Source organism: Nitrospirota bacterium, from assembly GCA_016178585.1.
Lineage (GTDB): Bacteria > Nitrospirota > Nitrospiria > JACQBW01 > JACQBW01 > JACOTA01.
Genome location: JACOTA010000071.1, coordinates 1 through 25,476 on the forward strand (window position 1 = coordinate 1; position 25,476 = coordinate 25,476).

The window sequence follows — 25,476 nt, forward strand, 5'->3', positions numbered from 1 at the left end:
AACATACGAATAAGCCAGGTCTCTCAGGATTTCCACTTTCTCTTCCAGCGGGGCCAGAACAACCCGTGGATAGCCTCCATAAATAATATACTCCTGGTAGAAGAATGAAATTTTTTCTCTTTCAGATAACGAGAGAGAGTTGAAATCTTTCTGCGACAGATCATCTTCCCCTTTGCACCTTAAATACTCTCTGAATGAAAAGGTAAAAACATAAAACATTCTTTTTCTCCCGGCCAGAGAATCTTTAAATTTCTCGTCAATATAGAATGCAGAAGAGCCGGAGACGCAAAGTTTTATTTTTCCGCGATATTCGTCATAAAAATATTTTAAGAAGTTCGAGGGGTTTTCCAGATATTGCACTTCATCAATAAAGATGAAAGTGTTTTGACGGAGGTCGAGTGAAAATATTTTAAAAAGATTCTTAGGCGAAACATTCAGGAGTTTAAGATAATCGGGATCTTCAAGATTGATAAAATGAGACGGTTGCCCCTTCTTTTGCAGAATTTTTTGCAGTTGTTTCAAGATTGTCGTTTTACCAGCTTGGCGGGAACCGATAAAAAGAAGGATATCCTCTGTCTCAAGATATTTTTGGGCTTTTTCGGTTACATCTCTAATAACAGTCATAAGCTACCAAAACAATCCAGTAAGTTTATTATATCTGATATTTTACATTTGTCAAATACAAAATATATAAAAATAGGAAAAAAATATTTGTAGACCGAATGAGGGGACAATATTAATCATATTTTGCCAGTAGGGGCAGGCCCCTGTGCCTGCCCTGGGCGACCACAGGGGGTCGCCCCTACGGTGAAGGGGGCGACGCGAGCCCCTTGGAAAATAATACCAGGAGAAAAGTGCCTATTTCAGAAAATTGACCAGGTTGAGGTTCATGACTTTTGACGCCATCGCCTGAACAGCCTGTAAGGCGGTCTGTTGCGCATTAAACTGGGTGATGACAGTCGCCATGTCGGCATCTTCAAGCTGAGACCGGATCGTTGTCGTCGTGTGAGAAAGGTTTTTGACATAATCCCGGGTGGAATCAAGACTGACCACTCGGGTGGCCTGAATACCCTGGGCATTCAAGATCTGCTGTTGGGCAGTATCCAGGGGGGCGAGCGCGGCCTGAATTCCGGCCGGATTGTTGCTGTTTATCGCGGTCTGAAGGGCCTGGATCGTGGCGAAGATATCAACCCCTCCTAAGGCAGTTCCAAAAACATCCTGTCCCGGAAGATTCCGTTGAACGGTTGCACCGGGACCGATCTCTGTCATGATTTGGCCTCCGTCTCCCTGATAAACTCCGGCGCTGTTATAAGGGAGAGCTCCGTTTTTAAATCCCCCAAAGAGATACTCTCCCTGGAAACTGGTATTGGCGACTTCAAGAAGAGATGTCATATTGCCGGCAAGAAGATTTGAGTCATATTGCTGAGACTGAGGGGTTAATCCTGAAGCCGCGTTAAGCGCGACACTTTTAATATCACTCAGGATTTTGGATGCCTGGTCCAGTGCGCTATTTGTGGCTTCCATAAAACTCTGGGCGGCATCCTGATTTCTCAGGTATTGATTGAGTTTTCCTTTCATGGCATTCAGACTGACCACTTTCGTAAATCCAAGGGGATCATCGGAAGGCCGGTTTATTTTCTTTCCCGACGCTATCTCTTGCTGAGGTTGCAGTAAAGCATCCGTATTCTTCTGCATATAATCAATCAATGAATTATAGATCATCTGTTCTGATACGCGCATCTTACCTCTTCATATCCAGTAGAGTCTGCATCATTTCATCCGCCGACGTAATCAGCCGGGCAGAAGCTTGAAAAGCCCTCTGGTACTGCATCAGATTTGTCATCTCTTCGTCGAGAGATACGCCGGAAAACGATTCCCGCCGGGCGCTCAATTGTTGCATCATCCCTTTTTGAGCCGATAGATTCCACTGCGCAGACTGGGCTTGCGTCCCGATCTGGCCCGCAAAATTGCCGTAAAAATCTTGAAAAGTCGCGCTCCCAAGGGCCGCCACAGACTTATTCTGCAGTTGGGCTAGCAAAAGAGCATTGCCGTTATCCCCCGGAACACCCGCCGCTGTAGAGGATGCCGCTATCAGGTTTGGTGCGGCAATCGCCACGGCCATCGTTCCGGCGGCGCTTGCTCCCGGTGCGGTCGGAGCAAAGAAATTTCCTCCGGCATTGCCGTTTAAATCAAAACCGGCCTGATGCTGTAGATTAACCTCGGTAATAACCGCCGACGCCAGCTGGTCAAGCTGGGTCATAAACCCGGGAACCACGTTATCCCGCATATCGAGCAGACCCTTTAACCGCCCGCCGGCGATTGAAGAAGTAATATCTACAGGGGTTCCGTTCGCCGGGACAAACTCAATATTTAAAAATCCGGAATTCCCGGGATTGACAGCGCCCTGAATGGCGTTTGTCCGGATCCCTTCGACCAGAGGCTTCCCTCCTGTAATCATAACGGTCATCTGGCCCTGGCTGTTTTCAAACGTTGAAATATCAATTTTATCGGCCAATTCATTGAGGAGCCTCCCGCGTTGGTCCCGAAGGTCATTCGCCTGCTGGCCGGTTATCTCGGTCTGGCTGATCCGTCCGTTCAACTCGGCAATTCTTGCCGCCAGCGAATTGACCGTATTGATCGTTCCGGCAACATCGCTGTTCAGATTGTTCCGGATATCCTGCATCTGTGACCAGGCGTTGGCAAACTGTTGAGAAAGTATCTGGGCCTTTGATAAAACCATCGTCCGTTCGGTAAGGCCCTGAGGTTTGTTAGCAAGATCCTGAAGGGAGCTAAAAAATCCGCCAAGGGCCTGTTGAAGGCCTGTTCCCTGAGAGTCGTTAAAGATGCTCTCCAACCGGCTGAGCGTGTTTTGATCAACCTGGTACCCTCCGAGACTGGAATTCTCTGACTGAATCTGGCCTTCCAAAAATTTGTCGACCATCTGCCTGATCTGCCCGATCTGGACACCGGTGCCGATCGGACCTGCTCCGGTTTGCTCCGAGGGAGTCGTTTCAAAAATAGCTTCCTGACGGGAATAGCCCGGCGTATTTACATTGGCGATATTGTTGGAAGTGACGGAAATGGCCTTTTGATTGGCCTGCATCGCTAATTTTCCGATATCAAAAATTCCGAATAGTCCTGACATTTCATTAACCTTTAATTAAAATTCTGCCGGGAAGAGAATGTTCTTCCATAGCGCCGGACGCCGTATAAGTCGCCGTATTCCCCGACAGATAGTGAATAAGCTGAACCAGGTCAGAAACTCTTTTTAATGTCTTTTCAACCAGCAAGCCGTTGATTTGATTCAACTCGGCAATGCTGGCTGACAGAGCCTCGAGCCCCGAAAGAGACCTCTCAAACCGGGTTTTAAATGATCCTTGAATCATGGGAATGAGCTGTCTGAGGGCGAGAGTCTCTTTTTTTCCTGCCGCCAGACTGATCTGTTGGACCATGAATTGACTCTTTTTTTCCAGAAGACTTACCCGATGCAAGACCGCGTCTTTCTCTTCGACACATCGCATCAATTCTTCCGGAGAGCCGTCGATGATCAGAGTTTTTTCCTGTTGCAGGGATTTAACAAACTGTTGTAACAGGCGGGTCATTTCATCCAGAAGAAACTGAAGGTTTATGAGGGAATCGTCGGGGATGAACCGGGACCTGCCTGCAGATGGAAGCATAACAGAATTATTTTTCATCATCTTGTCTCATTCTGTTTAAAAGAGTTTCCCGGATAATTGAATTGGCTATCCGTTCGGGATCGATCTTGTATTGACCCTTTTCCATTTGTGATTTGATTTCAGCAACTTTTCCAGCGTTGAATTCAGATTGAGAAAGAATAGCCTGGTGTGTTTTTTGTAATTCTTCCCCTTCCGAAGAAATTTTAACGGAATCTTTAGTCGAAATATCCCCATTTTCAGAAGACTCAGAAATGGACTTTTTTTGGACAGATGGTTTCTCAGTCCTGCTTATTTCCGGAAATTTTGGGCCGTTATAATCCGGGATTTTCATAAATACTCCTTTAAAAACAATAAGTTAATGTTTTCCTTCCATTTTGAAGGGCCTTCAATTAACTTATCGGCACATTGAAACCAAAACTTTAGACTTTTTTATCGGATGGGGGATAAATTTTATTCATGATGGTTTTTACCATCCCTATCCCGTCTCCCTGGGCCACTTTTTCAGCCAGAGCCTCATCAAATAAACCTTCATAAAAGCCGCCGCCGAATCCATTGCCATTATGAGGGATGGTTTTTCTCATCTCCTGAAGTAATTGATGCACAAAGTATGCCTCAAATCCCCTGGCCGCTTCAGCTATCTTCTTATGATCAGAAGGTGTTGATAGGTTGATAGGTTGATAGGTTGAAGGGTTTATAGGGTTCATTTATAAAATCTCCAGTTCGGCCTGAAGCGCCCCTGCGGCCTTCATCGCCTGAAGGATCGCGATGAGGTCCCGCGGCGTCACCCCTATCGCGTTCAGGGCTGATACCACTTCGCCTAAAGTTGTCCCTCCTTTTAAAACACCCATCCGCGCGTCTTCTTCTGTAACAGAGGTTTCCCTTTTAGGGACGACCACTGTTTTTGAGCTTTCAGGCCCAAAAGAAGAGGGCTGAGAAACCTGTAAATCGGTTTTGACCCGGATGGTTAAATTCCCATGGGATATTCCGACATCGGAGATCCTCACCTGTTCCCCCATGACAATCGTTCCGGTTCTTTCATTCACAACGACCCTGGCCGGAACATCTACCGGAACATCGAGCCCTTCGACCAATGAAATCAATTCCACCACTCTTGTTTTATAATTTTCGGGGACTTTAATCTGAACGATTTCCGAGTTAACGGGAGAAGCGGCGTCTTCAAGGTTAAGTCCTTTATTAATGGCCTGAGAAAGACGCATCGCCGTCGTAAAGTCCTGCTGTTTTAACGCCAGATTAATAGATTCTTTTCCTTCAAGATTTACTTTAACTTCGTTTTCAACGAGGCCTCCGCCGGGGACTCTTCCTCCGGTAGGATGGTTTTTCTGAACACTGTCTCCCTCTTTTCCGCCGAGGAACCCTCCTATTGAAACCGCCCCCTGGGCGATTGCATAGACCTGTTGATCAATTCCTTTTAAAGGGGTGACCAGAAGCGTTCCTCCCTGCAGGCTGGTCGCATCTCCCAGAGAAGAAACGGCGACGTCGATCCGGCTTCCTTGCCGGATAAAAGGCGGAAGCTTCGCCGTAACCATAACGGCGGCGATATTCTTGACTTTTATGGCCGAAGGATCAACAGCTATCCCCATTTTGTTTAACATATTGGCAAGACTCTGGATGGTGAAAGTGGTCCCCGACTTGTCCCCGGTCCCATTTAACCCGATGACCAGGCCGTAACCGACCAATGAGTTTTCCCTGATCCCCTCGATATTTGCGATATCTTTGATTCTGGCGGCTTCTGAAATAGAAGCCGAATAAAGAATAAAAAAAAGGCTCAAAAAGGAAAAGATCGCTGTCCGGCTTCGTTTACTTTTTAAATAGTGTTTCATCGGGTTTATTTTCTCCATTAAAAAGGCCAGACCCAGGCGAGCATTCTGATCAGCCAGCCGGGATGCTGTTTATCTGCAAGGACTCCTTTTCCTGTGTATTCAATTTTAGCTTCCGCTATAGCGGTCGATATAATCGTGTTTTGCGGACCGATATCTTCAGGCCTGATAATGCCGGCCACGGAAATCGTTGCTTTTTCATTATTAATCATCACTTCGCGGCGCCCTTTAATAAAAAGGTTGCCGTTGGGATAGACCCGGGTGACAACCGAGGGAACCGTTGCTGTCAACGATTGATCCCGTGATGTCGATCCGTTTCCGTCAAACTGGTCGGTATAAGAGCCTCCTGCCTGAAGATTATTCGTGGTGTTTGTCGGAAGACCCAATGAAGCCCCGGTCGTGGCTTTTATCGAGGAGGTTCTTCCGGTTTTTGTCGCGGCGTCTTTACTCCCTTTTGCGTTTTCCACCACCAGAACCTTAACCAGATCGCCGACCTGCCCGGCCCTGGGGTCCTGGTAAAAAAAAGCCTTCGAGGAATTTCCACGCCAGAGAGATCCCTCGGCAGAGGTTGTCTTTTCAATATCTGTTAAAGAAGGCATCACGGACTCTTCTATGGATCTGGAACGAGCCGTGCGATCTAAACTTGCGCAGGCTGAGATCATGCCAGTGATCATCAAAATAATGAGAAAAAGAGAGTTTTTCATGGCGCCACGTGCCCTATTTTAATCGTTTTTCCATCCAACGCTTCGCCGTAGACCACCCGGCGTGATTCCAGATTTACCGCGGAAATGATTTTTCCCTTAAAACCTTCTTCCATCGCCCTTCCCGGCGCCGTAATAACCACGCTTCCTGTCTCGACCAGCAAGGTCACACGATCGCCAGTGTGGAAAAGAGGCGCGGTCTCAAGAAGAGCCTCGGTCAGCGGAATTCCCGGCATGACCTGTTGTGTCACCCTCTTTCCGACGGTTTTCGCCAGATATCTTACAGGCTCTTCACGGCTGGAAGAATGGACCTGTTTAATCTCAACATCCTCCGGCTGAACAATCTGAAACTTTTTTAACGGATGAACGGGTACGATGGCAGAGTAAATCCGTTCAACATCCGCAACCACCCATTGAGGCCGGGATCCTTCCGGGGTTTTAAGAGAATTGATCAAGAATACCGTATGGCCCAACAACAGACCGGGATTCCCTTCATGAATAGAATATTCTTTTTCCGAAAGTCCGGGGCTGGAAGGTTCATTGATAGAGGTTGCCAGCCGGACTTCAATTTCAGACTCCGGAACGGAAAGCCGATCAGAAACGTAATGGCGGATTAAACTTTTTATTTTGGCTCCTCCGGAGGATTTATCTTCGGCCCCGGAATCGGAAACGGCTTGATTGATCCAGCCGAAACAAAGCCCTGCGGTTAAAAATATCAATAGCGCATTTTTCATCATCATTATCTCTTCAGGTTATTGACCATGCCAAGCATCTCATCGGAAGTCTGGATGGCTTTTGAATTGATTTCGTAAGCCCTCTGGGCAATGATCATTCTGACCATTTCTTCGGCAATGTTCACATTCGAGTTTTCGACTGTAAAAGAGTTCCGAACCCCGCTGAGCCGGGAGAGCCGGTCAGCGCTTCTCCGGAGCCGAGAGTGGGTGAAAAAAGATTTTTCCCAAGGCTGTTGAGTCCGGCCGGATTGGTAAAGCGGACCAGATCAACTGTTCCGATCTGAACGGGCGCGACGGCGCCGGCTTTGGTGACCGAAAGGGCTCCTTGCGGTGAAATCGATATCGATATTGCATCCGGAGGTATGGTAAGGCTTGGGAGAACAGGGTAACCGTCTGAAGTGACCAGCTTTCCATCTGCGTCTTGCTTCAAAGCCCCTGCCCTTGTGTAGGCCGTTGATCCGTCTGGCAGACTGACCTGAAAAAAACCATCCCCTTCGATGGCCAGATCTAAAGGATTTTGAGTATGCTGGAATTCCCCTTCGGCGAAAATCCGGTGGACCGCGACCGTCCGAACCCCGGAACCGATCTGAACACCTACCGGCAAAGTTCCTGTCCCGGTGGAGGTTCCGGCGGTCTTTAACGTTTGATACATCAAATCCTGGAATTCTCCGGTGCTTCGTTTGAAACCTGTCGTCGACATGTTGGCCAGGTTGTTTGCAATGATTTCTACGGAAACTTGCTGGGCGGCCATGCCGGTACTTGCTATCATTAATGCTTTCATAATTTCTCCCTCCTGATCCGTTGATAAGCGGCCATATGCTGCGTTCTCGTCGCTCGACAATCCTCATGTACTAATCGCGTACACTCCGGTTGCCTCGCTTCTGCGGCCTTGCCTCTGGCCACTTCTCAACGGCCAGATTGTTCTTTGCCTGTTTGCTTTTATACTTTTCCTATTTCATTCGAGGCCTTGGAGGCCATATCATCCACGGCATGAATAACCTTTTGCGCCGCTTCATAAAGTCTCATGACTCTGATCATCGAGACCATTTCTTCAACCGGATTGACATTCGATCCTTCTATGCTCCCCTGATGGATTTTAGCTTCAGCGGCAGGGAGCGCTCCCTCTCCCCCTGCTTCAAAAAAAGTTCCTCCGGTTTTGGCGAGATGATTGGGATTGGAAAACGAAACCACTTGTAGCGAATCTATTTCACTTCCATTGACTGAAACTTTTCCTGCTTGATCGACATGGACTGTCCCAGGGGGAAGGGTAATGGGACCTGACGTTCCCATTAAGAGTCCTCCTTCTGCAGTCGATATCTGGCCTTCTGAATTCAAAGTAAAATTTCCCTTTCGGGTATATCGAATCCCTTCAGGGGTTTGGACTGAGAAGAATCCATCCCCTTCTATGGCTAAATCGAGAGGCTCCCCTGTACTCTGAATCGCACCGGGGGAAAAATCTGTTCTTGTCTGGTTCAAGAATCCGTAAACCGGAAGAACGCCTTTATCTTTTCCCGGAGTGGAATCCCCCAGAGGATCCAACCCCATAAAAAGTCCCCGGTCTTTTTTAAACCCGGCGGTATTGACATTGGCGATATTATTCGAAATTATTTCCAGGTTTTTTTCCTGGGCGATGGCGCCGGACATCATGGGATAGATAGCATTCATCATTCTCTCCCCTGGCCCCTTCTAAACGGCCAGGATTTTTAAGTAGTTTCTCTTGATTGATCAACCTGTAAGAGTTGTAATGCAAGAGCTATACCAGTATTCTGAAAAGAACGGAATAAGGAAATATTCTAAAAAAGAGGCAAAAAAGAGAGAATTCTGATAGAAAAATTTAGACGGATCAGGAAAGGAGGAAGTTTTTGCCGATTAAAGTAGGCAGAGCCTGCCGTAATTCAAGAAGATGTTTTTACAGCTGTTTTTTGGGAATCCGGGATCGCCTCTTTTTTGTTATCTTTTGGTTCCAGTATGATAATTTCGACCCTACGATTTTTAGCCCTCCCTTCGGGGGTATCGTTAGAGGCGATTGACCGGAATTCTCCATAACCGGCAACGGAAAGCCGGTCCGGACTGATCGACAGGGTGGTTAGCCGGCGTACAATGGCGGCGGCCCGGGAGGTAGAAAGCTCCCAATTGGATGGATAAAGGGGGGTTTTTATCGGTAAATTATCCGTATGACCTTCCACCTGAACGGCATTGGGGAGATCCTTGATCAGGTTGCCGATCCTGGCAAGAGAGTCGCTAAATCCAGGGAGGATATCCGCTTTACCCGATTCAAAAACCATCGTATCCGGAAGACGGATGACGACCCCCCTCGCCCCTTTATCCACCTTGATCTTGCCCGTATTATCAATTTCTTTGATGGCCAGCGTGATTTTGTGGAATAAGAGAATCCCGATATCAAAAACCTCATCCTGGGTTCGGGTCCCTTCCTGGTCTTCTGTGATTCTGATATTGGTGGCTGAAAAGGGAATAATCGGGTTAAAGGAGGAGCGAATTGCCTCGGAAACAGCTTTAAACTTCCCTTCATTGATGGCCGAGACAGAATACATGACCACAAAAAAAGCGAATAACAGCGTAATAAAATCGGCGTAGGAAATGAGCCACCGCTCGTTATTCTCATGTTCTTCTTCTTTTTTCTTTTTCATGAGGGAGTCTCGAAATCAGGTATTAAGCAATGGGAGTTTATTTCTTTTTTAATTTTTTCTTCTGTGACTCTTTGAGAAAACCTTCGAGCCTTTCCTGAATCATACGGGGGTTCTCCCCTCCGGCAATCGAAATAAGGCCTTCGATCACCAGTTCATTGGTGATTCCTTCCATTCTTCCCTTCAATTTCAGTTTGGAGCCCAATGGCAAAAAAATCAAATTGGCCGCAAGGACGCCGTAAATCGTCGCGACAAAGGCAACGGCGATTCCAGCCCCCAGTTTTCCAGGATCGGCAAGATTTTCCATCACATGAATAAGGCCCATGACCGCTCCAATGATTCCGAATGTAGGACAATATCCCCCTGCCGCGTCAAACACCCTGGCAGACATGACATGGTATTCTTCACGAAACGCGCTTTCAACTTCAAGTATTTCTCTCAACTGGCCCGGTTGAATCCCGTCGGTTAAAAGCTGGAGCCCTTTTTTAAGAAAAGGATCTTTGACCTCTTTGACTTTACTCTCAAGCGCGAGTATCCCCTGTTTCCGGACCACATTCCCATACTCAACGATTTTTCCAATATAATCGAGGGAATGATCCCTGGGAGAGCTGAAAGCCTCCAGGCCCATCTTCATGGCGCGAATAAAAACAGGGAGGGTAAACTGGACCATGACGGCCCCCAGAGTCCCTCCCATAACAATGATAGCAGCCGTGAATTGCATAAGGGACTGGACACTCCCCCCCTCCAGAAATTGACCGCCTATAAGAGCGGACAATCCCAATACAATTCCGGCAACTGTTAATATGTCCATTATGGCTTAAACCTCAATTTCGATACTCCCTCAGGTTTCTTTAAAATCCAAATTCCTTAAGAATATCATTGACCTGATTTTGTCCCATTTTTTTAGAGCCGGTTGAGGATTCAAGTTCATTTAATAAAGCCCTCTGTTTTGAGACCGCCAGATCTTCCCCTCTTTTTTCCATTCCATAGGTCACCACCAGCTTGAGAATACGGGCCTGGAGTTCCTGTAAGACAACGTCCATTCTCTTTAGCCTTTGCCCCGCGAGGTCCTGAAAAGAAAGTCCGGTCAGGATATCCATCAGGACTTTTTTATTTTCTTTGATCAAACCATTCATTTCGGACAACCGGTCTCCGAAGCTTGACCGATCAGGAAAATGGATATCGGTTTCCAGAGACTTTAATTTTGCCGATAACAGGTCATGGTTATTTAAAACCGTTTCTGTAAATTCAAGGATTTTATGCGTCTCCTCTTCCGTAAAACGGTTCAGGTCAGACAGCTGGCCGGTAACAAAGGGGAGATCTTCCGATGCGGTCTTGACTTGAGATTCGATGGCCTGCTGTTTCATCAACATGTCATTCATATCTTTCGCGAGCCTGCCAATGGCATCATATAAACCCACGGAGCCTCCCGGCTCATCAAGTTGAGTTTTCTGCTGAGTTTGATTATTCATCATGGCCTTCTCTCCGTCTATTGTCTCCGGCAAATTTTTGTTTTCCAATTCCATAGGGTGTTTTTCTCCGGCTAGAATTTGATCTGTTATTTAGGTTCAAAGATTTTATCGATCTTTTCTTTAAGGCTTTCAGCGGTAAAGGGTTTAACGATGTAATTACTGACCCCTGACTGAATGGCTTCCATAATATTTTCCTTTTTGGCCTCCGCGGTCACCATTAAAACCGGTAGTGCTTTTAATGCGGGGTCCTGCCGTATCGCCTTGAGAAGGTCCAGGCCGGTCATATTCGGCATGTTCCAGTCGGAAATCACAAAATCAAACTTCTCGGCTCTAAGTTTTGCCAATGCGCTGTTGCCGTCTTCTGCCTCTTCTATGTTTACAAAACCGAACTGTTTGAGAGCGTTTTTAATAATCCGCCTCATGGTGGACATATCATCCACCACAAGCAATTTCATATTTAAATCTGGCATAGCACCCCTCTTTTTATTAGATTAATTTTATTGTTAAATTTACCCCTTTTGATCCATTCACCTCATTCAATCATTGATAAGAGCTGTTTTCAGCTTTAAAATCGCCTGGGTGTGGAGCTGGCAAATCCTGGATTCCGAGATCTCCAGAATCTGACCGATTTGTTTCATGGTCAGTTCTTCAACATAATAGAAGGAGATAACCTGCTGTTCCTTTTCTGTCAGGGTATGGACCGCCTGAATCAATTTTTCCTTCCTCTCCTGATTCAGAAGGCCAAGAAGAGGGTTGCAGGAATCTCCTTCCAGAATCTTGCCGATGGAAAGGTCTTCCCGGTATTTATTCAGTCCCAGGTCTTCCAGACTGATCATTGTAAGCGATCGAGTATCGACCATGAATTTTTCCATTTCCTCCAGGGTCATTTTAAGTTCACCGGCCAATTCTTCAGCAGAAGGAGGCCGCCCCAGGGAGCGTGTCAGGTCTGTCTGCGCTTTTTGAAGCGTTGACATCTTATCGTACACCGAACGCGGGACCCAATTTTGCTTTCTGATTTCGTCCAGCATGGCCCCCCTGATCCTGAATTCCGCATAGGTCTTAAATTGGACATTCTTCGTGGAATCATATTTTCCGGCGGCATCCATCAGGCCCATGATTCCGGCACTCACTAAATCATCCATATCCATTGAAGGAGGAAGCCGGAAAGAAAAACGGAATGCGATAAACCGGATCAACGGGACAAACTCCTCAATTAATTTTTCACGATCCTGCAGGACAGGCATTTCTGGCCCCTTTTCCATTTAAAAAGCTCCTGCTACCATACCTTTCCAGAACAACTGGATGTTTCCCTTCGGGATATCGTCAGCGGGCCAATCGAGTATATTTTTGGCCAGGAGATTAAATTCCCGGGATGACCTGGCCGAGGGATATTTCTCGACGACCGCCCTTTGTTCTGCAACCGCCATGGGAAGATAGTCATCCCTGGAGATAAAACCGATATATTCAAGGGAAACATTTAAATATTTGTCCGAAACTATTCTAAGCCTCTGGAAAACTTCCTTTCCCTCTTTTTCATTTCTGGCCATATTCACAAGAATCTTAAACTTTTTTTCCCCATGGCGCTGTGAGAGGACCTTCATAACCGCATAGGCATCGGTCATAGAAGTCGGCTCGGGAGAGGAGATCACAATGATTTCCTGCGCAATCGTGTTGAAATAAATGACATTGGAAGAAATACCGGCCCCCGTATCGATGAGTAAAACATCAACCTTTCGCTCCAAACGGTCAAACTCCGCCAAAAGATTTAATTTTTGTTCATCTGACAGAAATGTCAAATCCTCCGCACCCGATGAAGTGGGGAGAATACGGATACCCGATGGCCCATCGATGATCACTTCTGCAAGACTCTTATTCCCCAGAATCACATCTTCAAGCGTGAAATCCGGTATTTTTCCAAACAGGACATCGAGATTTCCCAGCCCCAGATCGGCATCCAGAACAACAACCGATTGCCCTAATTTGGAGAGGGAGACAGCCAGATTGGCGACCACATTTGTCTTTCCCACTCCCCCTTTCCCGCTGGTAACTGCAATGACTTTTGGAAAATTCACTCTTTTATTTATTTCCACGGCTCCTCCGTTTAATTTAAAATAAGTTCGGTCATTTTTTTGGGTGTCGCGATTTCAATATCATCCGGGACCCGCTGTCCTGTCGTCAGATATGAAATCGGTTTGCGATTGGTTTTCATGACGGTCAGCAGAAAACCCAAAGGCCTGACTTCATCGGTCTTTGTAAAAACCAGATGGTCAATTGGAATCACTGAAAAGTGTCCGATCATCCGGCTCAACTCTTTTTCCCGGGTCTGCGAAGAGAGAACCAGATGCGTTTCAAGAGGGCCGGATATCCCTTCCAGATCTTTTAATTCGGACATTTGATCGGAATTCAGATAGTTCCTTCCGGGGGTATCAATCAACACAACCTCATTTTTCTTCTTTTGTTTAATGAGTTTTCTCAGCTCATTAGAAGTGGGGGCGGCACAAACAGGAGCCCCGATGATCCTCCCATAAATCTTCAACTGTTCGATCGCTCCCGCGCGGCAGGTGTCGAGCGTTACCAAGGTTACAGGCGTCTTTTTCGTAACATATTGCGAGGCAAGTTTGATAAGCGTCGTGGTTTTTCCCGATCCGGTCGGACCGACAAAAGCCATGGCCGGCATTTCTTTCTCCCCCTCGCCGCCGGGAGGGGTAATCCTGTTAAAGATGCCCGCCACCATCTGTTCGATATAAACTTTTACAGCATCGGAGTCTTCGAGTTCTTCAGGAGTCAGCTTTTCATATAATAAATGGACCAAACCAAAAGCCGTCCCCCTATCGAGCCCGTTTGACACCAAACGGTCTAAAAGAGCAGTCAACCGGGAAGGGAAAATTTCAGCCTCCGGCTGCCGGAGGCTATATCCCGAAATCCTCCTCATTTCATTCCGCATTTCTTCCAGGCAAACCCGTAACTGTCCATTTTCAATCTGGCACTCCTTTCTGAATTTCTCGAAGGATGCTTTTAAATCGTGCGGGTCTTCTTCAAACAAGCCAGCCGAAGGGGTTTCCTCTTTCAGGGAATTAATCTCCTTGAGAGTCTTTTCAAATGAATCTTTATTTTCTTCATTTTTCTTGAGAACCGGATGCGGGTCTATCGCCGCGGTCACTTCCACAAAAGGACGGCTCAATAGCCCGAATATCCCCCCCTTTTTTCTCACTTCGCGGGTTGAGAGGATGACCGCATTCGGGCCGAGTTCTTCCCTGACCGCTCTCAGGGCCTCTGACATCTCTAAAGCTTCAAATTTCTTAATCTTCATCGGGCAGTTTTATATTCTCAAAGGATTGAATCTTGATTTGTTTGACCACTTCATTGCTCGATAGAACCGGAATGGCCGGAAACGGCCTTTCCGTCAGTTTTCTCAGGTGCGGCCTTACCACAGGAGAAGAGAGGAGAACCGGCTGAACATTTTTTAAAATCATTCTGTCAGACGCCTGTTTGATCTTTTGAAGGACTTTTTGCGTCCAGACAGGGTCCAGCGTCAAAAACGTCCCGTTAGGGGTTTGTTGAATCGCCGAGGCAATGGCCTGATCGAGCCTGGGATCGAGCGTGATGACCGTGAGAGACCGGTCCGGAGACTGGTACTGGTGAGTGATCGTTCTGGCCAACGCCTGCCGAACGTACTCGACAAGAATATCCGGGTCTTTTGTTACGGAGGCGTGGTCGACAAGGGTTTCCAGGATCGTTCTAAAATCACGGATCGGGACCCTCTCCGCCAGAAGCCGTGAAAGAACACGGACAACTCCCCCAAGAGATAAAAGGTTCGGGATCAATTCTTCAACCAGCTTCGGCGACTGTTTGCTGAACAGGTCAATCAGCTGTTGGACCTCCTGCCGGCCTGCCAGTTCGTGGGCGTTATTTCTGATGACTTCCGTCAGATGGGTGGCAAGGACCGAAGCGGTATCCACTACGGTGTATCCGGCCAGTTGTGCCCGTTCTTTTTCTTTTTCATTAATCCAGATCGCGGGAAGTCCATAGCAGGGTTCTTTTGTAGGGATTCCCTGAATCCCCCGGTCTATGCCCGAAGGGGTCATCGCAAGGTAATGATGGACCATGGCCTCACCCCCTGCCACTTCGATTCCTTTAATTAAGATTTGATATTCATTCGGCTTCAACTTCAGATTATCCTGGATATGAATCTGTGAAATGACAAACCCCAGTTCCGAAGCCAGCTGTTTCCGTATGGCGCTGATTCTTTTAAGAAGCTCCCCTCCCTTTGATTCATCAACCAGAGGGATCAGGCTATATCCAATATGGAGCTCCATCAGGTCGAGAGGCGCAATTCCTTCAGCCTTTTCCTCCCGAACGGCCGGTTTCGCCTTTTCGACCTCTTCTTGCGCTTTTGCCTTCTCACGGGTATTCCTGACCATGATTCCACCCCCTGCCATCATTGCCGCAAGGAGAATAAAGGCGGCATGGGGAAAACCCGGCATCAGGCCGAGGAAAAAGATGATCCCGGAAGCTCCCAGGATCGCCTGTGGGTGGACCATGATCTGGTTGCCGACTTCTGTTCCGAGATTAGATTCGGCCGCGGCCCTTGTCATCACGATGCCGGCGGCGGTAGAAATGATTAAAGCCGGAAATTGAGCAACAAGCCCTTCACCCACGGTCAGAAGAGTAAAATTCTGGGCGGCTTCAGACAGGCTCATTCCCTTTTGGAGGACGCCGATCACCAACCCTCCAAAAATATTCACAAGAATAATGAGTATGGCGGCAATGGCATCTCCCCGGACAAATTTGCTGGACCCGTCCATGGCTCCATAGAAATCGGCCTCCTGGGAAATAGCCAGTCTCCTTCTTCTCGCTTCCTTATCATCGATCAGCCCGGCATTCAGATCGGCATCGATGCTCATCTGCTTGCCGGGCATGGCATCCAGCATGAAACGGGCCGCCACCTCCGCGATACGGCCTGAACCTTTGGTAATAACGACAAAGTTAATGACAATTAAAATAACGAATACAATCAGGCCGACGGTATAGCTTCCTCCGACCAAAAGATCGCCGATAGACTTGATCACCTGTCCCGCCGCATCGGAGCCTTCTCCCCCATGCATAAGGATCAGGCGCGTGGCAGCCACGTTTAAAGAAAGGCGAAACAGGGTGACAATCAGAAGAATGGAGGGAAAAGCGGAAAAATCAACCGGCTTTAAGGTATACATCGATACGAAAATGATGGTGAGGGCCAATCCCATGTTAAAGACAAGAAGGAGGTCGAGAACAGCCCGGTGAAGAGGCATAATCATCAGAAGAAGAACTCCCACCACGGCGACACTGAGGACCATCGCGCCGCTTTTCACCACAATGCCTGCAGGTCTGTTATGGGTTAATGTTTCTGCCATTTGTTAAGCCTTTCCCGGTCTCTGAGGATTTGAATTCATTTTTCCCCGGAGACGATAAACATAGGCCAGGACCTCGGCCACAGCTCTGTAAAGGTTCTGGGGGACGGTCCCTCCCACCTTTACCTGTTTGAAAAGGGACCGGGCAAGCGGCTTGTTTTCCAGTACGGGAATGCCATGTTCCCTTGCTTTTTCTCTGATAATCTGGGCGATGACACCTGCTCCCTTTGCCACCACGCGGGGCGCGCCCATGGAGTCCTGCTTATACATGAGGGCCACGGCAAGCCTCGTCGGATTGGTGACCACCACATCCGCCTTTGGAACTTCGGCAATCATCCTGTTTCGTGACAGTTGTTTCTGAATGCTCCGTATCCGGGATTTGACCAGCGGGCTCCCTTCGTGTTGCCGCATTTCATCTTTTATCTCCTGTTTGGTCATTCTTATTTTCCGCTCGTACTCCCATCTCTGATACCCATAATCCGCGGCTGCCAGGACAGAAATGACCCCGCCCATCCATAGCGCAAGATGGAACAGGAGTCCGGCCATCAACCGCAGCTCATCCTCTGACGAAGACTGCACCGATTCAATCGCCAGGGGAAGATTTTTACGGACGGAATAATAGGCGACATAGCCGATGAGACAAAGTTTGAGAAAGGCTTTTATCCCTTCCACGCTTGATTGAAGAGAAAAAAGTTTTTTGATCCCGGAGAGAGGATTGATACGGGAGAGGTCGGGCGCAAAAATGGAGCCTGTCCATATCAATCCCTGCTGTCCGACGATGGAAATGATGGCGATCCCGCTGAAAATAAAAAGAAGGGGGAGGAGGATCTTCATGCTCTCAACCATCCCTGTCATCATCAATCCATAGAACATTCTTTGATCCATCGGCCTGAAGAAAGATTGCGCCCAGAGCGTCATCATCAACTCTTTAAATTGGGAAATCATTAAGGGGCCGAAAATGCTCAAAATAAAAGCCCCTCCGAGAATAAGAAGGGTCGAGGTCACCTCGCGGCTCCTCGGGACATTCCCTTTCTTACGCGCCTCGGCACGGCGCTTTGGAGTTGCCTTTTCAGTTTTATCCTGCTGGTCGGTATCCATTCTCTACCCTCTACACCCTCTGTAAAAGCTCATTGAGTACCCCGCCAAGGTTGTGAAACTCCCGGCTGACCAATGAAATGATCATGGACGTTGAGGCCCCCAAAATCAAAAGGCCAAGCCCTATCGTCAATGGAAAGCTCAGGAAGAAGATATTGATCTGAGGGACAACTCTTGAAAGAATTCCCATCGCAACAGTGGTCATCAGAAGGGTCATCAGTACCGGAATCCCTATTTTCATTCCGAGCACGAACATCTCCCCTGTCACTCTGATCAGATAGTGCGCCAGAGAGGATGAGACACTCACCTCTGGCTGGTAGGGAATCGAAAAACTCGATACCAGAGCTTCTAGAACAATATGGTGAGCGTTTACCCCGAAAAAGATCATGACCGCGATAAAGACTTCAAATTTTCCGATGAGCGAGACCTGACGGCTGGAAGCAGGATCATAGAGATTGGCCGCGTTTAACCCCATCTGAAGGCCGGAAAGCTCTCCGCCGAGCTCGACCGCGGCGAAAACCACCCGGGTTCCAAAACCCATGAGCAGGCCGATGAGAGCTTCTCTGAGAAAAGCAATGAACCAGTCGAAGAGGCCCGGAGAGGGCAGATTGACATGAACAACCGGAAATAAGACGAAAGCGATCGACAGGACCAGTAATATTTTAACGGAATGGGGAACACTTTTCCCGTCCAGAATGGGTAAGGCCGCCATAAACGAAGAGACTCTTGTCATGATAAAAAGAAAGGCGGTTTGGTTATTGATGACGGAGTTAATAAGTTGATCCATTTTTTATCCCGCTCCGGATGAAATGCTGGTCAACATATGAGTCGTAAAACTGACCAGAACAGACATCATCCAGGGCATAAAAATAACCAGCGCAAGCGCCACGGCCAGGATCTTGGGGAGGAATGTCAGGGTCGATTCATTAATTTGGGTAACCGCCTGAAACAGACTGACCGCAAGCCCTGCAATCAAACTGATCATCAGAACGGGAGCGACAACAAGGAGCGTCGTCTCAATGGTCCTTTGAACGAGGTCAACGATAAAATCAGGGGTCATTTCAAGCTCCAAAACTTTTGACAAGCGATCCAATCACTAAAAACCACCCGTCAGAGAGAACAAATAAAATTAATTTAAAGGGGAGTGAGACCATGACCGGAGGGAGCATCATCATTCCCATCGACATCAGGATGCTCGCAACCACCATATCGATAATTAAGAACGGGAGGTAGATCAAAAAACCGATCTGGAACGCCGTGCGAAGCTCGCTGATCATGAACGCCGGCGTAATCACATAGAGGGGGACGTCATTGGAATATCTTGGCGCCGGAATCTTTGAGATCTGAACGAATAATGCCAGATCCTTTTCACGAACCTGTTTTAACATGAAGCCTCTGATCGGCCCTTCCGCCTGGCTCAAGGCCTCTGCCTGGCTGACTTTATGGTCCATGTAAGGCTGTAAGGCCTCTGTATTTATTTTATGCCAGACCGGAAACATGATAAAGAAAGTCAGAAAAAGAGCCAGACTGATCAGGACCTGGTTGGGGGGAGTCTGTTGAGTCCCCAGCGCCTGCCTCAAAAATGAAAGAACGATGATAATACGGATAAAAGAGGTCATCATGATAAACAGCGCGGGAGCCAGAGATAATACCGTTAACAAAAGGAATATCTGAATGACGACGGACATTTCGATCGGCTGTCCGTTTCCCATTTGAATTGAAATAGAGGGGCCGGAACCTGTTCCCTGTGCTCCTAAAACAGGGGTTCCCCATAATAAAATTAAAAAAGGAATCAGGAGAAAGATCGGGCTTTTTTTGTTAAATCCGTTCATGGTCATGTTTCTCTTGAGAGGTATTGGTGGTATTAAAGGATTCCTTTTTTATTCTGATCAGGAGCGAAATCTGATTGGCCGTCACCCCCAGAACTAAATAGTGCTCCCCGGCTTCCACCAGGGTGATCTCTTTTTTCAAGCCAATCGAGATCGAATGAATGACCTGGAGAAAGGGGCCTGGCCGGGCAATTCCATACCGGTTTCCGAGATATTTTTTAGCCAGCAGGCTGACAATGAAGATCATTCCCAGAACAAATGCCAGAGCTGATCCTGTTTTAATAATTCCTGTTAAAAGATCCATTGGGCCTATTTATTCAATTGTTTAATACGTTCCGTCGGGCTGACGATATCTGTAAGCCTGACCCCGAACTTGTCGTTGACGACAACCACCTCTCCCCGCGCAATCAACTTGTCGCCGATTTGAACTTCCATCGGCTCCCCTGCAAGCTTCTCAAGCTCGACGACCGATCCCTGACCCAGCTGGAGGAGATCTCTGATCATCATCCGGACACTTCCGAGAAGAACGCTCACTTTTAAAGGAACATCGAGAATAAAATCGATATTCTTCATCGCTTCTCCGGTTTGACTCTCCTGTATCGGAGAAAAGGCCGCACTTTTCACTTCACCCGCAGGTGGATTTTTTTTGATCTCAGCGGCCGGTTTTGACTGGCCATTTTCTGTCTCATTCGCCATTGATTTCATCCTCCTGATAACGGACCACTCTTTTTATTTTTACCGAGGTATTTCCGTTGAAAATACCGGCGGTCCCGAGAAATTTTGTCCGATCCTCGACTTTCAACCTAAGCTCCTCATTCACACCTTTATCCAATAAAATAATATCTCCTGCGGATAGCTCGCCAAGGTCCCTCAACGTAAGGTCCGCCGTTCCGAGCTCAGCGGTGACATTCACATTACAACCCTGCAATTGATTTTTGAACCGCTCTCCCCACTGCCGGTCAACTTCGAGTTGATCACTCTGGAATCCCCCATATAATTTTTCCCGGATAGGCTCAATGGTCGGATAAGGAAGGCAAAGGTAGATGTTCCAGGTCTTATCCTCCAACTCCAGTTTGAAAACAACCGTAATGGTCACCTCTGTGGGGGCCACAATCATGGCAAACTGAGGATTGATTTCACGGCGTACCATTGAAAGGGTTGCCGGATAGACCGGGTACCAGGCTTTTTGAAGGTCCACGATAAGTAAATCGACTATTTTTTCGATGAATTTTTGTTCGATAGGGGTAAAATCACGCCCTTCGGCCTTAACATAGGTTTGCCCTTTTCCCCCAAAAAAATAATCCAGAAGGATAAAAACAAGCCGGGCATCCAGCGATAATAGAATATTCCCCCTTAAGGGCTCCATTTTTAAAATATTCAGACTGCTGGGGACGGGAACTCTTCTCATAAATTCATTGAATTTTATAACTTCTACGGAGAGAGGAGAAAATTCGACGGTTTTTCTGAGGGTCGATGAGAGAGTAACCTGAAAAACACGTGAAAAGCGTTCGTTGATAATATCGAGGGTGGGCATCCTCCCCCGGATGATCCGGTCCTGACTTGTCAGGTCATAGGCCCTAATACCCAAAGGAGCCTGCGCCGCTTCTGTTTTGACAGTTCCGGAAGAGACGCCGTTAAGAAGCGCGTCGACTTCAGCTTGCGATAAAACCTTATCTGCCATCTTTTTTTACTCAGCCTTTCTTCTTACTGAACAACGAAATCGGTAAAATAAGCCGCTTTTACCTTCTCTCCTTTTAGAACCGTATTCACCCTCTCGATAATCTCATCGCGCAACTCCATCTTTCCTTCGACCGTCTTGACGCCGGCATAATCTTTACTGCTTAAAAGAATCAGAATGGTGTCTCTGACTTGAGGAAGGTGATCGGTTATTTCTTTGACAGTCTCTTCATTTTTTAATTGGAGCTTTATGGTTACTTTCAGATACTGAACCTGTTGAGAGCTCATCAGATTTACGACGAATGGGTCCATGCTAAAGATAGGACTGTTTTCTTCTTCTTTTGCACCCTCTTTTTTGGACTCCGATTTGGTCTGTTCCTTCTTCTCCGAACTTTTTTGGCCTGTCGATTTAGAGCTTAAAAAATACCAGACCCCTCCTCCGATGCCTGATACGACAAAAGCGCCGGCCAGAATGATAATCAGGAGTTTGCTTTTTCCTTTTTTCGGGGGTTCAGTTTTTATCTCTTCCTTTTTGGGTTCATCTGCCATTTTCATCCCTCTGATTAGTTATTGAGTGGAATAACCGAACTCAGGAGAGGCTATATGCAAGGGTTATACCATGATAAAAACTTTCTTTTTTTCAATTAAAAACCCTTAAATTTTCAGGTTTTTATTAAAAATAAAGGAAATGGAATAGAGGAAGGGGTAGATCAGCGTCAAACAAATTTTATGAGGTGTCATAAGTTTGACGACAAAAAAACGCCCTTCATAATCATAATGAAGAGCGTTTTTTAAAACCTATGATATCGTTAATTAGCGCTTTAGGTTGACCAGCTCCTGCAACATCTCATCCGTTGTCGTAATGACTTTGCCGTTGGCCTGAAATCCACGTTGATACTCAATCATTTTCACGAACTGTTGCGCAAGGTCGACATTGGAGAGTTCAAGTGAATTTGAAAGAATCCCCCCGATTCCTGAAGCGTTCGGAGTTCCAACGATAGGCTGACCTGAATCGGCCGTGACTCCAAATAAATTATTTCCAAGATGTGTCAGTCCCTGTGGGTTATTAAACCGGGCAAGCACCACCTGCGCCAGCGTCCGGTTTTTACCATTCGTAAAAAGGCCTGTGATGATGCCAGCCTTGCTTACTGATTCGCTTTGAAGAGTGCCCGAGGCATAACCATCCTGAGTCTGATTTAAGACAGCCGAAGTTGACCCATATTGAGTGATTCCGTTTAAACCTGTTCCGCCCGGAAGAGGGGTTCCCAAATTGAACGCGATAACCTGTCCCTGAGTGGCGCCGCTGGAAAAATTAAATGCATTGCTGATTGTATTCATGCTGGTTAAAGCTCCATTTGTGTTAAATGTCATGACGCCTGAAGCTCCCACTGCCGGGGAACCGGTCGATGAATCTTTTGCATTAACCACGGCATTCCAGGCCCAGGTGTTTCCGGCCGCCGCTGTCGCAGTTTCTGTGAAATAGAGGGTCACCAGATGACTGTTCCCTAAAGAATCGTAGGCCGTAATGCTGTCGGAAAAATTGGATGTCTGCGAAGGATTGCCCAGAACGAACCCGCCTGGAATAACGGCGCTTCTGGAGTCGAGATTGGCAACCACAGTCGCGTTTGCCGTGGCAAGAGGAGGAAAGGTTGTAGACCCAAGATTGATGTCCCCGATCTGGCCTGTTAAATTTCCTGCCTGATCGGCCTGGAATCCTCGGAGTAACAACCCCTCGGGGTTGGCGACAAAGCCATTCTTGTCAATGTTAAAAGTCCCATTTCGGCTATAATTGATCACTCCGTTGGGATCCCTTAAGTTGAAAAAACCGTCCCCTTCAATTCCGAGATCGAGACCGTTGGAGGTTGTTTCAAAAGAACCCTGGGTAAACTGGGTCATCACTCCGTCCACATAAACACCGCGGCCGACCTGGGAAGTTCCTGAGGCGCCCGACAGACTCTGACTGACAATATCGGCAAAGGATGCTTCCCCGTCTTTAAACCCGACGGTATTCAAATTGGCAATATTATTCCCTACCACCGATAACCCTGTGCCGTAGGCGTTTAAACCGCTTATTCCTGAAAAAAGTGACGTTAAAATTGACATAGCTTCTCCTTTTTTTTATAAAACCTGATTTTTGTTAATAAATCTGAAGTAAACCTGACGCCGGCACTTTCTCTCCGTTAATGATCAAGTAGGCCGACCCCTGGTCATATATCACCCCGTTGACCTGTCCCTGGGTGTAAGTCGTTGCTGATACAGGAAGTCCCTGGACGTTCTTTGCCGAAACTGAATAGGTATAGCCTCCCTGAGGTAAGGAGGTTCCGGCATCCGATAATCCATCCCATGAAAGGGTTTGAATTCCTGCAACCTGCGGGCCCATCTGCATCGTACGGACAACCTTTCCCGCGCTGTCTGATATGTTGATTTCTACCTTAGCAGCATCTCCCTTTAATTCATACGCCATGGACGAAGAATTTCCATTGGCCAATGCAACTGTTCCCCCTTCGGCCAGCACGTTTTTTCCGATGAGATTCGCCAAACTTTTATTGTTCATGGAGGTAATCGCATCAGAAGAGGAGGTCACGCTCTTGTTAATGGAACTCAATTGCTCCAACTGACTGAATTGAGCCAGTTGAGAAACGAATTGGGTATTATCCATCGGCTTGAGCGGATCCTGATATTTCAGCTGAGTGGTTAAAAGCCGTAAAAATGCATTGGAACCTAATGAATTTAATCCTGTTGTGTCCATTTTTTCTCCTTAAACATAAAGACTAATCTGATGGTCCATTCGATGGTTCGTCTGAATTCCCGGTAATCCCTGAGAAATAGCTTGAGCCGGCCTGACAGGGCTATCCCATTCCTCCCCTTTTCTAAGACGGGATGGAGGATAATCATTCTGCTTAAAATGAGATGAAGAATCCGAAACCGACAGTTTTTCGAATTTTAATCCATATTCTAATAATGTGTTCCTGAGAAGATCCTGATGTTTTTCGAGCAAATCTCTTACAACAGGGTGGCTGGCAATAATTTCGGCTTTTACCTCTTTATGATGGAGATGAATGTCGATCTGAAGCGATCCCATTGATTCAGGTTCCAGCTTAAGACTTATTTTCTCTTCTTTTGAGGCAGGCTGTAGAACAAAAGAATTGGCAACCTGGCGGAGTACGTTTTGCTCCTCCTCCGGAAGAGGGTTAAAAACTTCGAGAAAATCACCTTTTGATCCCTGGATCTTCAAACCAGACGCCCCTTCATCAACCTTCTGCGATAAATCAATCGAGGGATTAAAAGAACTGCTCGCTGCCGGCAGATCCGTTTTATTTTCAACGCCATTTTTTTCTCCAGAATGTATCCCTTCTTTTTGATCACCTTGATCCGCGGGAGTCATAGGATGACTCCCCTTTGTTAATAATAGATTTTGGCCGTTTTGGCGCGGATCGGAGTTGATGAAAGGTTCATCGGCTGAATCTCCTTTGAGCTGTACCTGCTGAACGGATGCCACAGAAGAATCTTTTAAACCCTTCCCTTCCGGCATGTTGCCCTGGTCTTCAGAAGGGGTTTGGGCTGTCAGTAGAGCTTTGTTCGTTCCACTATTGATGACCTTCAGGTCATCAGGATTTACAAGAGGCGCTTTTATTTTTTCCATCTGTTCGGGCATATCTTCAGATTTCACATCCAGTAAAACCGGAAGATTTTGACCTTTCTGGATGTCGTTCGGAGAATCTTGAAAGACCACGGATGGCTTCTCTTCTTTTACCTCTATCTTATTTTCACCTTTTTCCGTCCCACTTTCTTTCTTGCCGTCCGTATTCGTTTCTTTATTCACAACCGGTTTTTCATTGATGATCTTGGGATCATTAATGGGATCCTCTGAATTTTTAACAAGATTTTTAGAATAATTAAGATGCTGGTTTAATACTTTATCAAAATGGGGCTTTTTACCGGAATGGGCGTAAAGCTCAGGCCCCTGACCATTTACCGGACTGTTTAAAGATAACTCAGGATTCAACGCTAAAAAATTAGAAACCATTTACTCTTTCCTCAAATTGACTTAGAAAATTTCTCTAAGTATTTTTACTCGTGACAGAACAAAAGCAATTAGGATGCCAGAATAAATTTTTATAAATAATTATTATATTTCAATATGTTATGGACTAAGGGGTTAACCGTGTTATCAGAAGAAGGATGAAATTTGCCTGGCAGAGGGAAATTCTTACCAGAAGAGTATAGGTGACAATGGACACCCAGAATAATCCTAAAGTATTTTCTTTGTTTAACCGATATAATACTACAGCGGATTTTTGTATAGACAAACGAAATGGCATCATGTAATATAGAAATCATCAGGGCGCGCGAAAGAGAGCCTGTTTGCTTTGCCGGGAAGAAACACACCTTTTGGCAACTGGGGATTCGTGCGCCTATAG

29 protein-coding genes and 1 pseudogene are annotated in these 25,476 nt (G+C 46.9%); all 30 read right to left on the reverse strand.

Features of this window, described 5'->3' with window-relative positions:
- A partial coding sequence (locus tag HYR79_11220; protein MBI1822269.1) for an AAA family ATPase occupies positions 1-624 on the reverse strand: 624 nt, incomplete at its 3' end.
- 234 nt (positions 625-858) lie between these two features.
- Entirely contained in the window at positions 859-1,740 is an 882-nt protein-coding gene (gene flgL, locus HYR79_11225; protein ID MBI1822270.1) for a flagellar hook-associated protein FlgL, read from the reverse strand.
- Between the two features lies 1 nt (position 1,741).
- Entirely contained in the window at positions 1,742-3,145 is a 1,404-nt protein-coding gene (gene flgK / locus HYR79_11230) for a flagellar hook-associated protein FlgK (GenBank protein ID MBI1822271.1), read from the reverse strand.
- A gap of 4 nt (positions 3,146-3,149) precedes the next feature.
- On the reverse strand, positions 3,150-3,698 hold the full coding sequence (locus HYR79_11235; protein ID MBI1822272.1) for a flagellar protein FlgN: 549 nt from the start codon (positions 3,696-3,698) through the stop codon (positions 3,150-3,152).
- Positions 3,685-4,008, reverse strand: a complete 324-nt coding sequence (gene flgM, locus HYR79_11240; protein MBI1822273.1) for a flagellar biosynthesis anti-sigma factor FlgM — start codon at positions 4,006-4,008, stop codon at positions 3,685-3,687. The genes HYR79_11235 and flgM overlap by 14 nt, the downstream gene beginning before the upstream one ends.
- An 88-nt stretch (positions 4,009-4,096) precedes the next feature.
- Positions 4,097-4,381, reverse strand: coding sequence for a rod-binding protein (locus HYR79_11245; protein MBI1822274.1), 285 nt, complete (start codon positions 4,379-4,381; stop codon positions 4,097-4,099).
- Complete coding sequence (locus HYR79_11250; GenBank protein ID MBI1822275.1) at positions 4,382-5,518, reverse strand: flagellar basal body P-ring protein FlgI; 1,137 nt, start codon at positions 5,516-5,518, stop codon at positions 4,382-4,384.
- A gap of 17 nt (positions 5,519-5,535) precedes the next feature.
- Positions 5,536-6,219: a flagellar basal body L-ring protein FlgH gene (locus HYR79_11255; GenBank protein ID MBI1822276.1), complete on the reverse strand. Its 684-nt coding sequence runs from the start codon at positions 6,217-6,219 to the stop codon at positions 5,536-5,538.
- The gene (gene flgA, locus HYR79_11260; protein MBI1822277.1) at positions 6,216-6,956 is read right to left on the reverse strand and encodes a flagellar basal body P-ring formation protein FlgA; all 741 of its coding nucleotides are present in this window, start codon (positions 6,954-6,956) and stop codon (positions 6,216-6,218) included. The genes HYR79_11255 and flgA overlap by 4 nt, the downstream gene beginning before the upstream one ends.
- Positions 6,956-7,734, reverse strand: a pseudogene (gene flgG, locus HYR79_11265) (flagellar basal-body rod protein FlgG). Before flgG ends, flgA begins: the two are co-directional and overlap by 1 nt.
- A 155-nt stretch (positions 7,735-7,889) precedes the next feature.
- Positions 7,890-8,618, reverse strand: coding sequence for a flagellar basal-body rod protein FlgF (flgF, locus tag HYR79_11270; protein MBI1822278.1), 729 nt, complete (start codon positions 8,616-8,618; stop codon positions 7,890-7,892).
- A 227-nt stretch (positions 8,619-8,845) separates the two neighbouring features.
- Positions 8,846-9,598: an OmpA family protein gene (locus HYR79_11275; GenBank protein ID MBI1822279.1), complete on the reverse strand. Its 753-nt coding sequence runs from the start codon at positions 9,596-9,598 to the stop codon at positions 8,846-8,848.
- A 37-nt stretch (positions 9,599-9,635) separates the two neighbouring features.
- Entirely contained in the window at positions 9,636-10,406 is a 771-nt protein-coding gene (locus HYR79_11280) for a flagellar motor protein (GenBank protein MBI1822280.1), read from the reverse strand.
- Positions 10,407-10,446: 40 nt separating this feature from the next.
- A complete protein-coding gene (locus tag HYR79_11285) occupies positions 10,447-11,070 on the reverse strand; it encodes a protein phosphatase CheZ (GenBank protein MBI1822281.1) in 624 nt (207 codons plus the stop codon).
- A gap of 83 nt (positions 11,071-11,153) precedes the next feature.
- Entirely contained in the window at positions 11,154-11,522 is a 369-nt protein-coding gene (gene cheY / locus HYR79_11290; GenBank protein MBI1822282.1) for a chemotaxis response regulator CheY, read from the reverse strand.
- 81 nt (positions 11,523-11,603) lie between these two features.
- The gene (locus tag HYR79_11295) at positions 11,604-12,329 is read right to left on the reverse strand and encodes a FliA/WhiG family RNA polymerase sigma factor (GenBank protein ID MBI1822283.1); all 726 of its coding nucleotides are present in this window, start codon (positions 12,327-12,329) and stop codon (positions 11,604-11,606) included.
- Positions 12,330-13,157, reverse strand: a complete 828-nt coding sequence (locus HYR79_11300; GenBank protein MBI1822284.1) for a MinD/ParA family protein — start codon at positions 13,155-13,157, stop codon at positions 12,330-12,332.
- An 11-nt stretch (positions 13,158-13,168) separates the two neighbouring features.
- Positions 13,169-14,377, reverse strand: a complete 1,209-nt coding sequence (gene flhF / locus HYR79_11305; protein ID MBI1822285.1) for a flagellar biosynthesis protein FlhF — start codon at positions 14,375-14,377, stop codon at positions 13,169-13,171.
- Positions 14,367-16,457 carry a flagellar biosynthesis protein FlhA gene (gene flhA / locus HYR79_11310; protein ID MBI1822286.1) on the reverse strand — a complete coding sequence of 697 codons (2,091 nt, stop codon included), beginning with the start codon at positions 16,455-16,457 and terminating at the stop codon, positions 14,367-14,369. The genes flhF and flhA overlap by 11 nt, the downstream gene beginning before the upstream one ends.
- Before the next feature lie 3 nt (positions 16,458-16,460).
- Positions 16,461-17,552, reverse strand: a complete 1,092-nt coding sequence (gene flhB, locus HYR79_11315) for a flagellar biosynthesis protein FlhB (GenBank protein MBI1822287.1) — start codon at positions 17,550-17,552, stop codon at positions 16,461-16,463.
- 10 nt (positions 17,553-17,562) lie between these two features.
- Positions 17,563-18,336, reverse strand: a complete 774-nt coding sequence (gene fliR, locus HYR79_11320) for a flagellar biosynthetic protein FliR (GenBank protein ID MBI1822288.1) — start codon at positions 18,334-18,336, stop codon at positions 17,563-17,565.
- Positions 18,337-18,339: 3 nt separating this feature from the next.
- Entirely contained in the window at positions 18,340-18,609 is a 270-nt protein-coding gene (gene fliQ, locus HYR79_11325; GenBank protein ID MBI1822289.1) for a flagellar biosynthesis protein FliQ, read from the reverse strand.
- A gap of 1 nt (position 18,610) precedes the next feature.
- Positions 18,611-19,381 (reverse strand): flagellar type III secretion system pore protein FliP, encoded by a 771-nt coding sequence (fliP, locus tag HYR79_11330; protein ID MBI1822290.1) that lies wholly within the window; start codon positions 19,379-19,381, stop codon positions 18,611-18,613.
- Positions 19,368-19,682, reverse strand: a complete 315-nt coding sequence (fliO, locus tag HYR79_11335; GenBank protein ID MBI1822291.1) for a flagellar biosynthetic protein FliO — start codon at positions 19,680-19,682, stop codon at positions 19,368-19,370. The genes fliP and fliO overlap by 14 nt, the downstream gene beginning before the upstream one ends.
- A 5-nt stretch (positions 19,683-19,687) precedes the next feature.
- Positions 19,688-20,083: a flagellar motor switch protein FliN gene (gene fliN / locus HYR79_11340; GenBank protein ID MBI1822292.1), complete on the reverse strand. Its 396-nt coding sequence runs from the start codon at positions 20,081-20,083 to the stop codon at positions 19,688-19,690.
- A complete protein-coding gene (gene fliM, locus HYR79_11345) occupies positions 20,064-21,059 on the reverse strand; it encodes a flagellar motor switch protein FliM (GenBank protein MBI1822293.1) in 996 nt (331 codons plus the stop codon). Before fliM ends, fliN begins: the two co-directional genes overlap by 20 nt.
- A 23-nt stretch (positions 21,060-21,082) precedes the next feature.
- Complete coding sequence (locus HYR79_11350; protein MBI1822294.1) at positions 21,083-21,604, reverse strand: flagellar basal body-associated FliL family protein; 522 nt, start codon at positions 21,602-21,604, stop codon at positions 21,083-21,085.
- A gap of 264 nt (positions 21,605-21,868) precedes the next feature.
- On the reverse strand, positions 21,869-23,158 hold the full coding sequence (locus HYR79_11355; protein ID MBI1822295.1) for a flagellar hook protein FlgE: 1,290 nt from the start codon (positions 23,156-23,158) through the stop codon (positions 21,869-21,871).
- Between the two features lie 34 nt (positions 23,159-23,192).
- Positions 23,193-23,804, reverse strand: a complete 612-nt coding sequence (locus HYR79_11360; GenBank protein MBI1822296.1) for a flagellar hook assembly protein FlgD — start codon at positions 23,802-23,804, stop codon at positions 23,193-23,195.
- Positions 23,805-23,813: 9 nt separating this feature from the next.
- On the reverse strand, positions 23,814-25,082 hold the full coding sequence (locus HYR79_11365; GenBank protein ID MBI1822297.1) for a flagellar hook-length control protein FliK: 1,269 nt from the start codon (positions 25,080-25,082) through the stop codon (positions 23,814-23,816).
- Positions 25,083-25,476 lie beyond the last annotated feature (394 nt).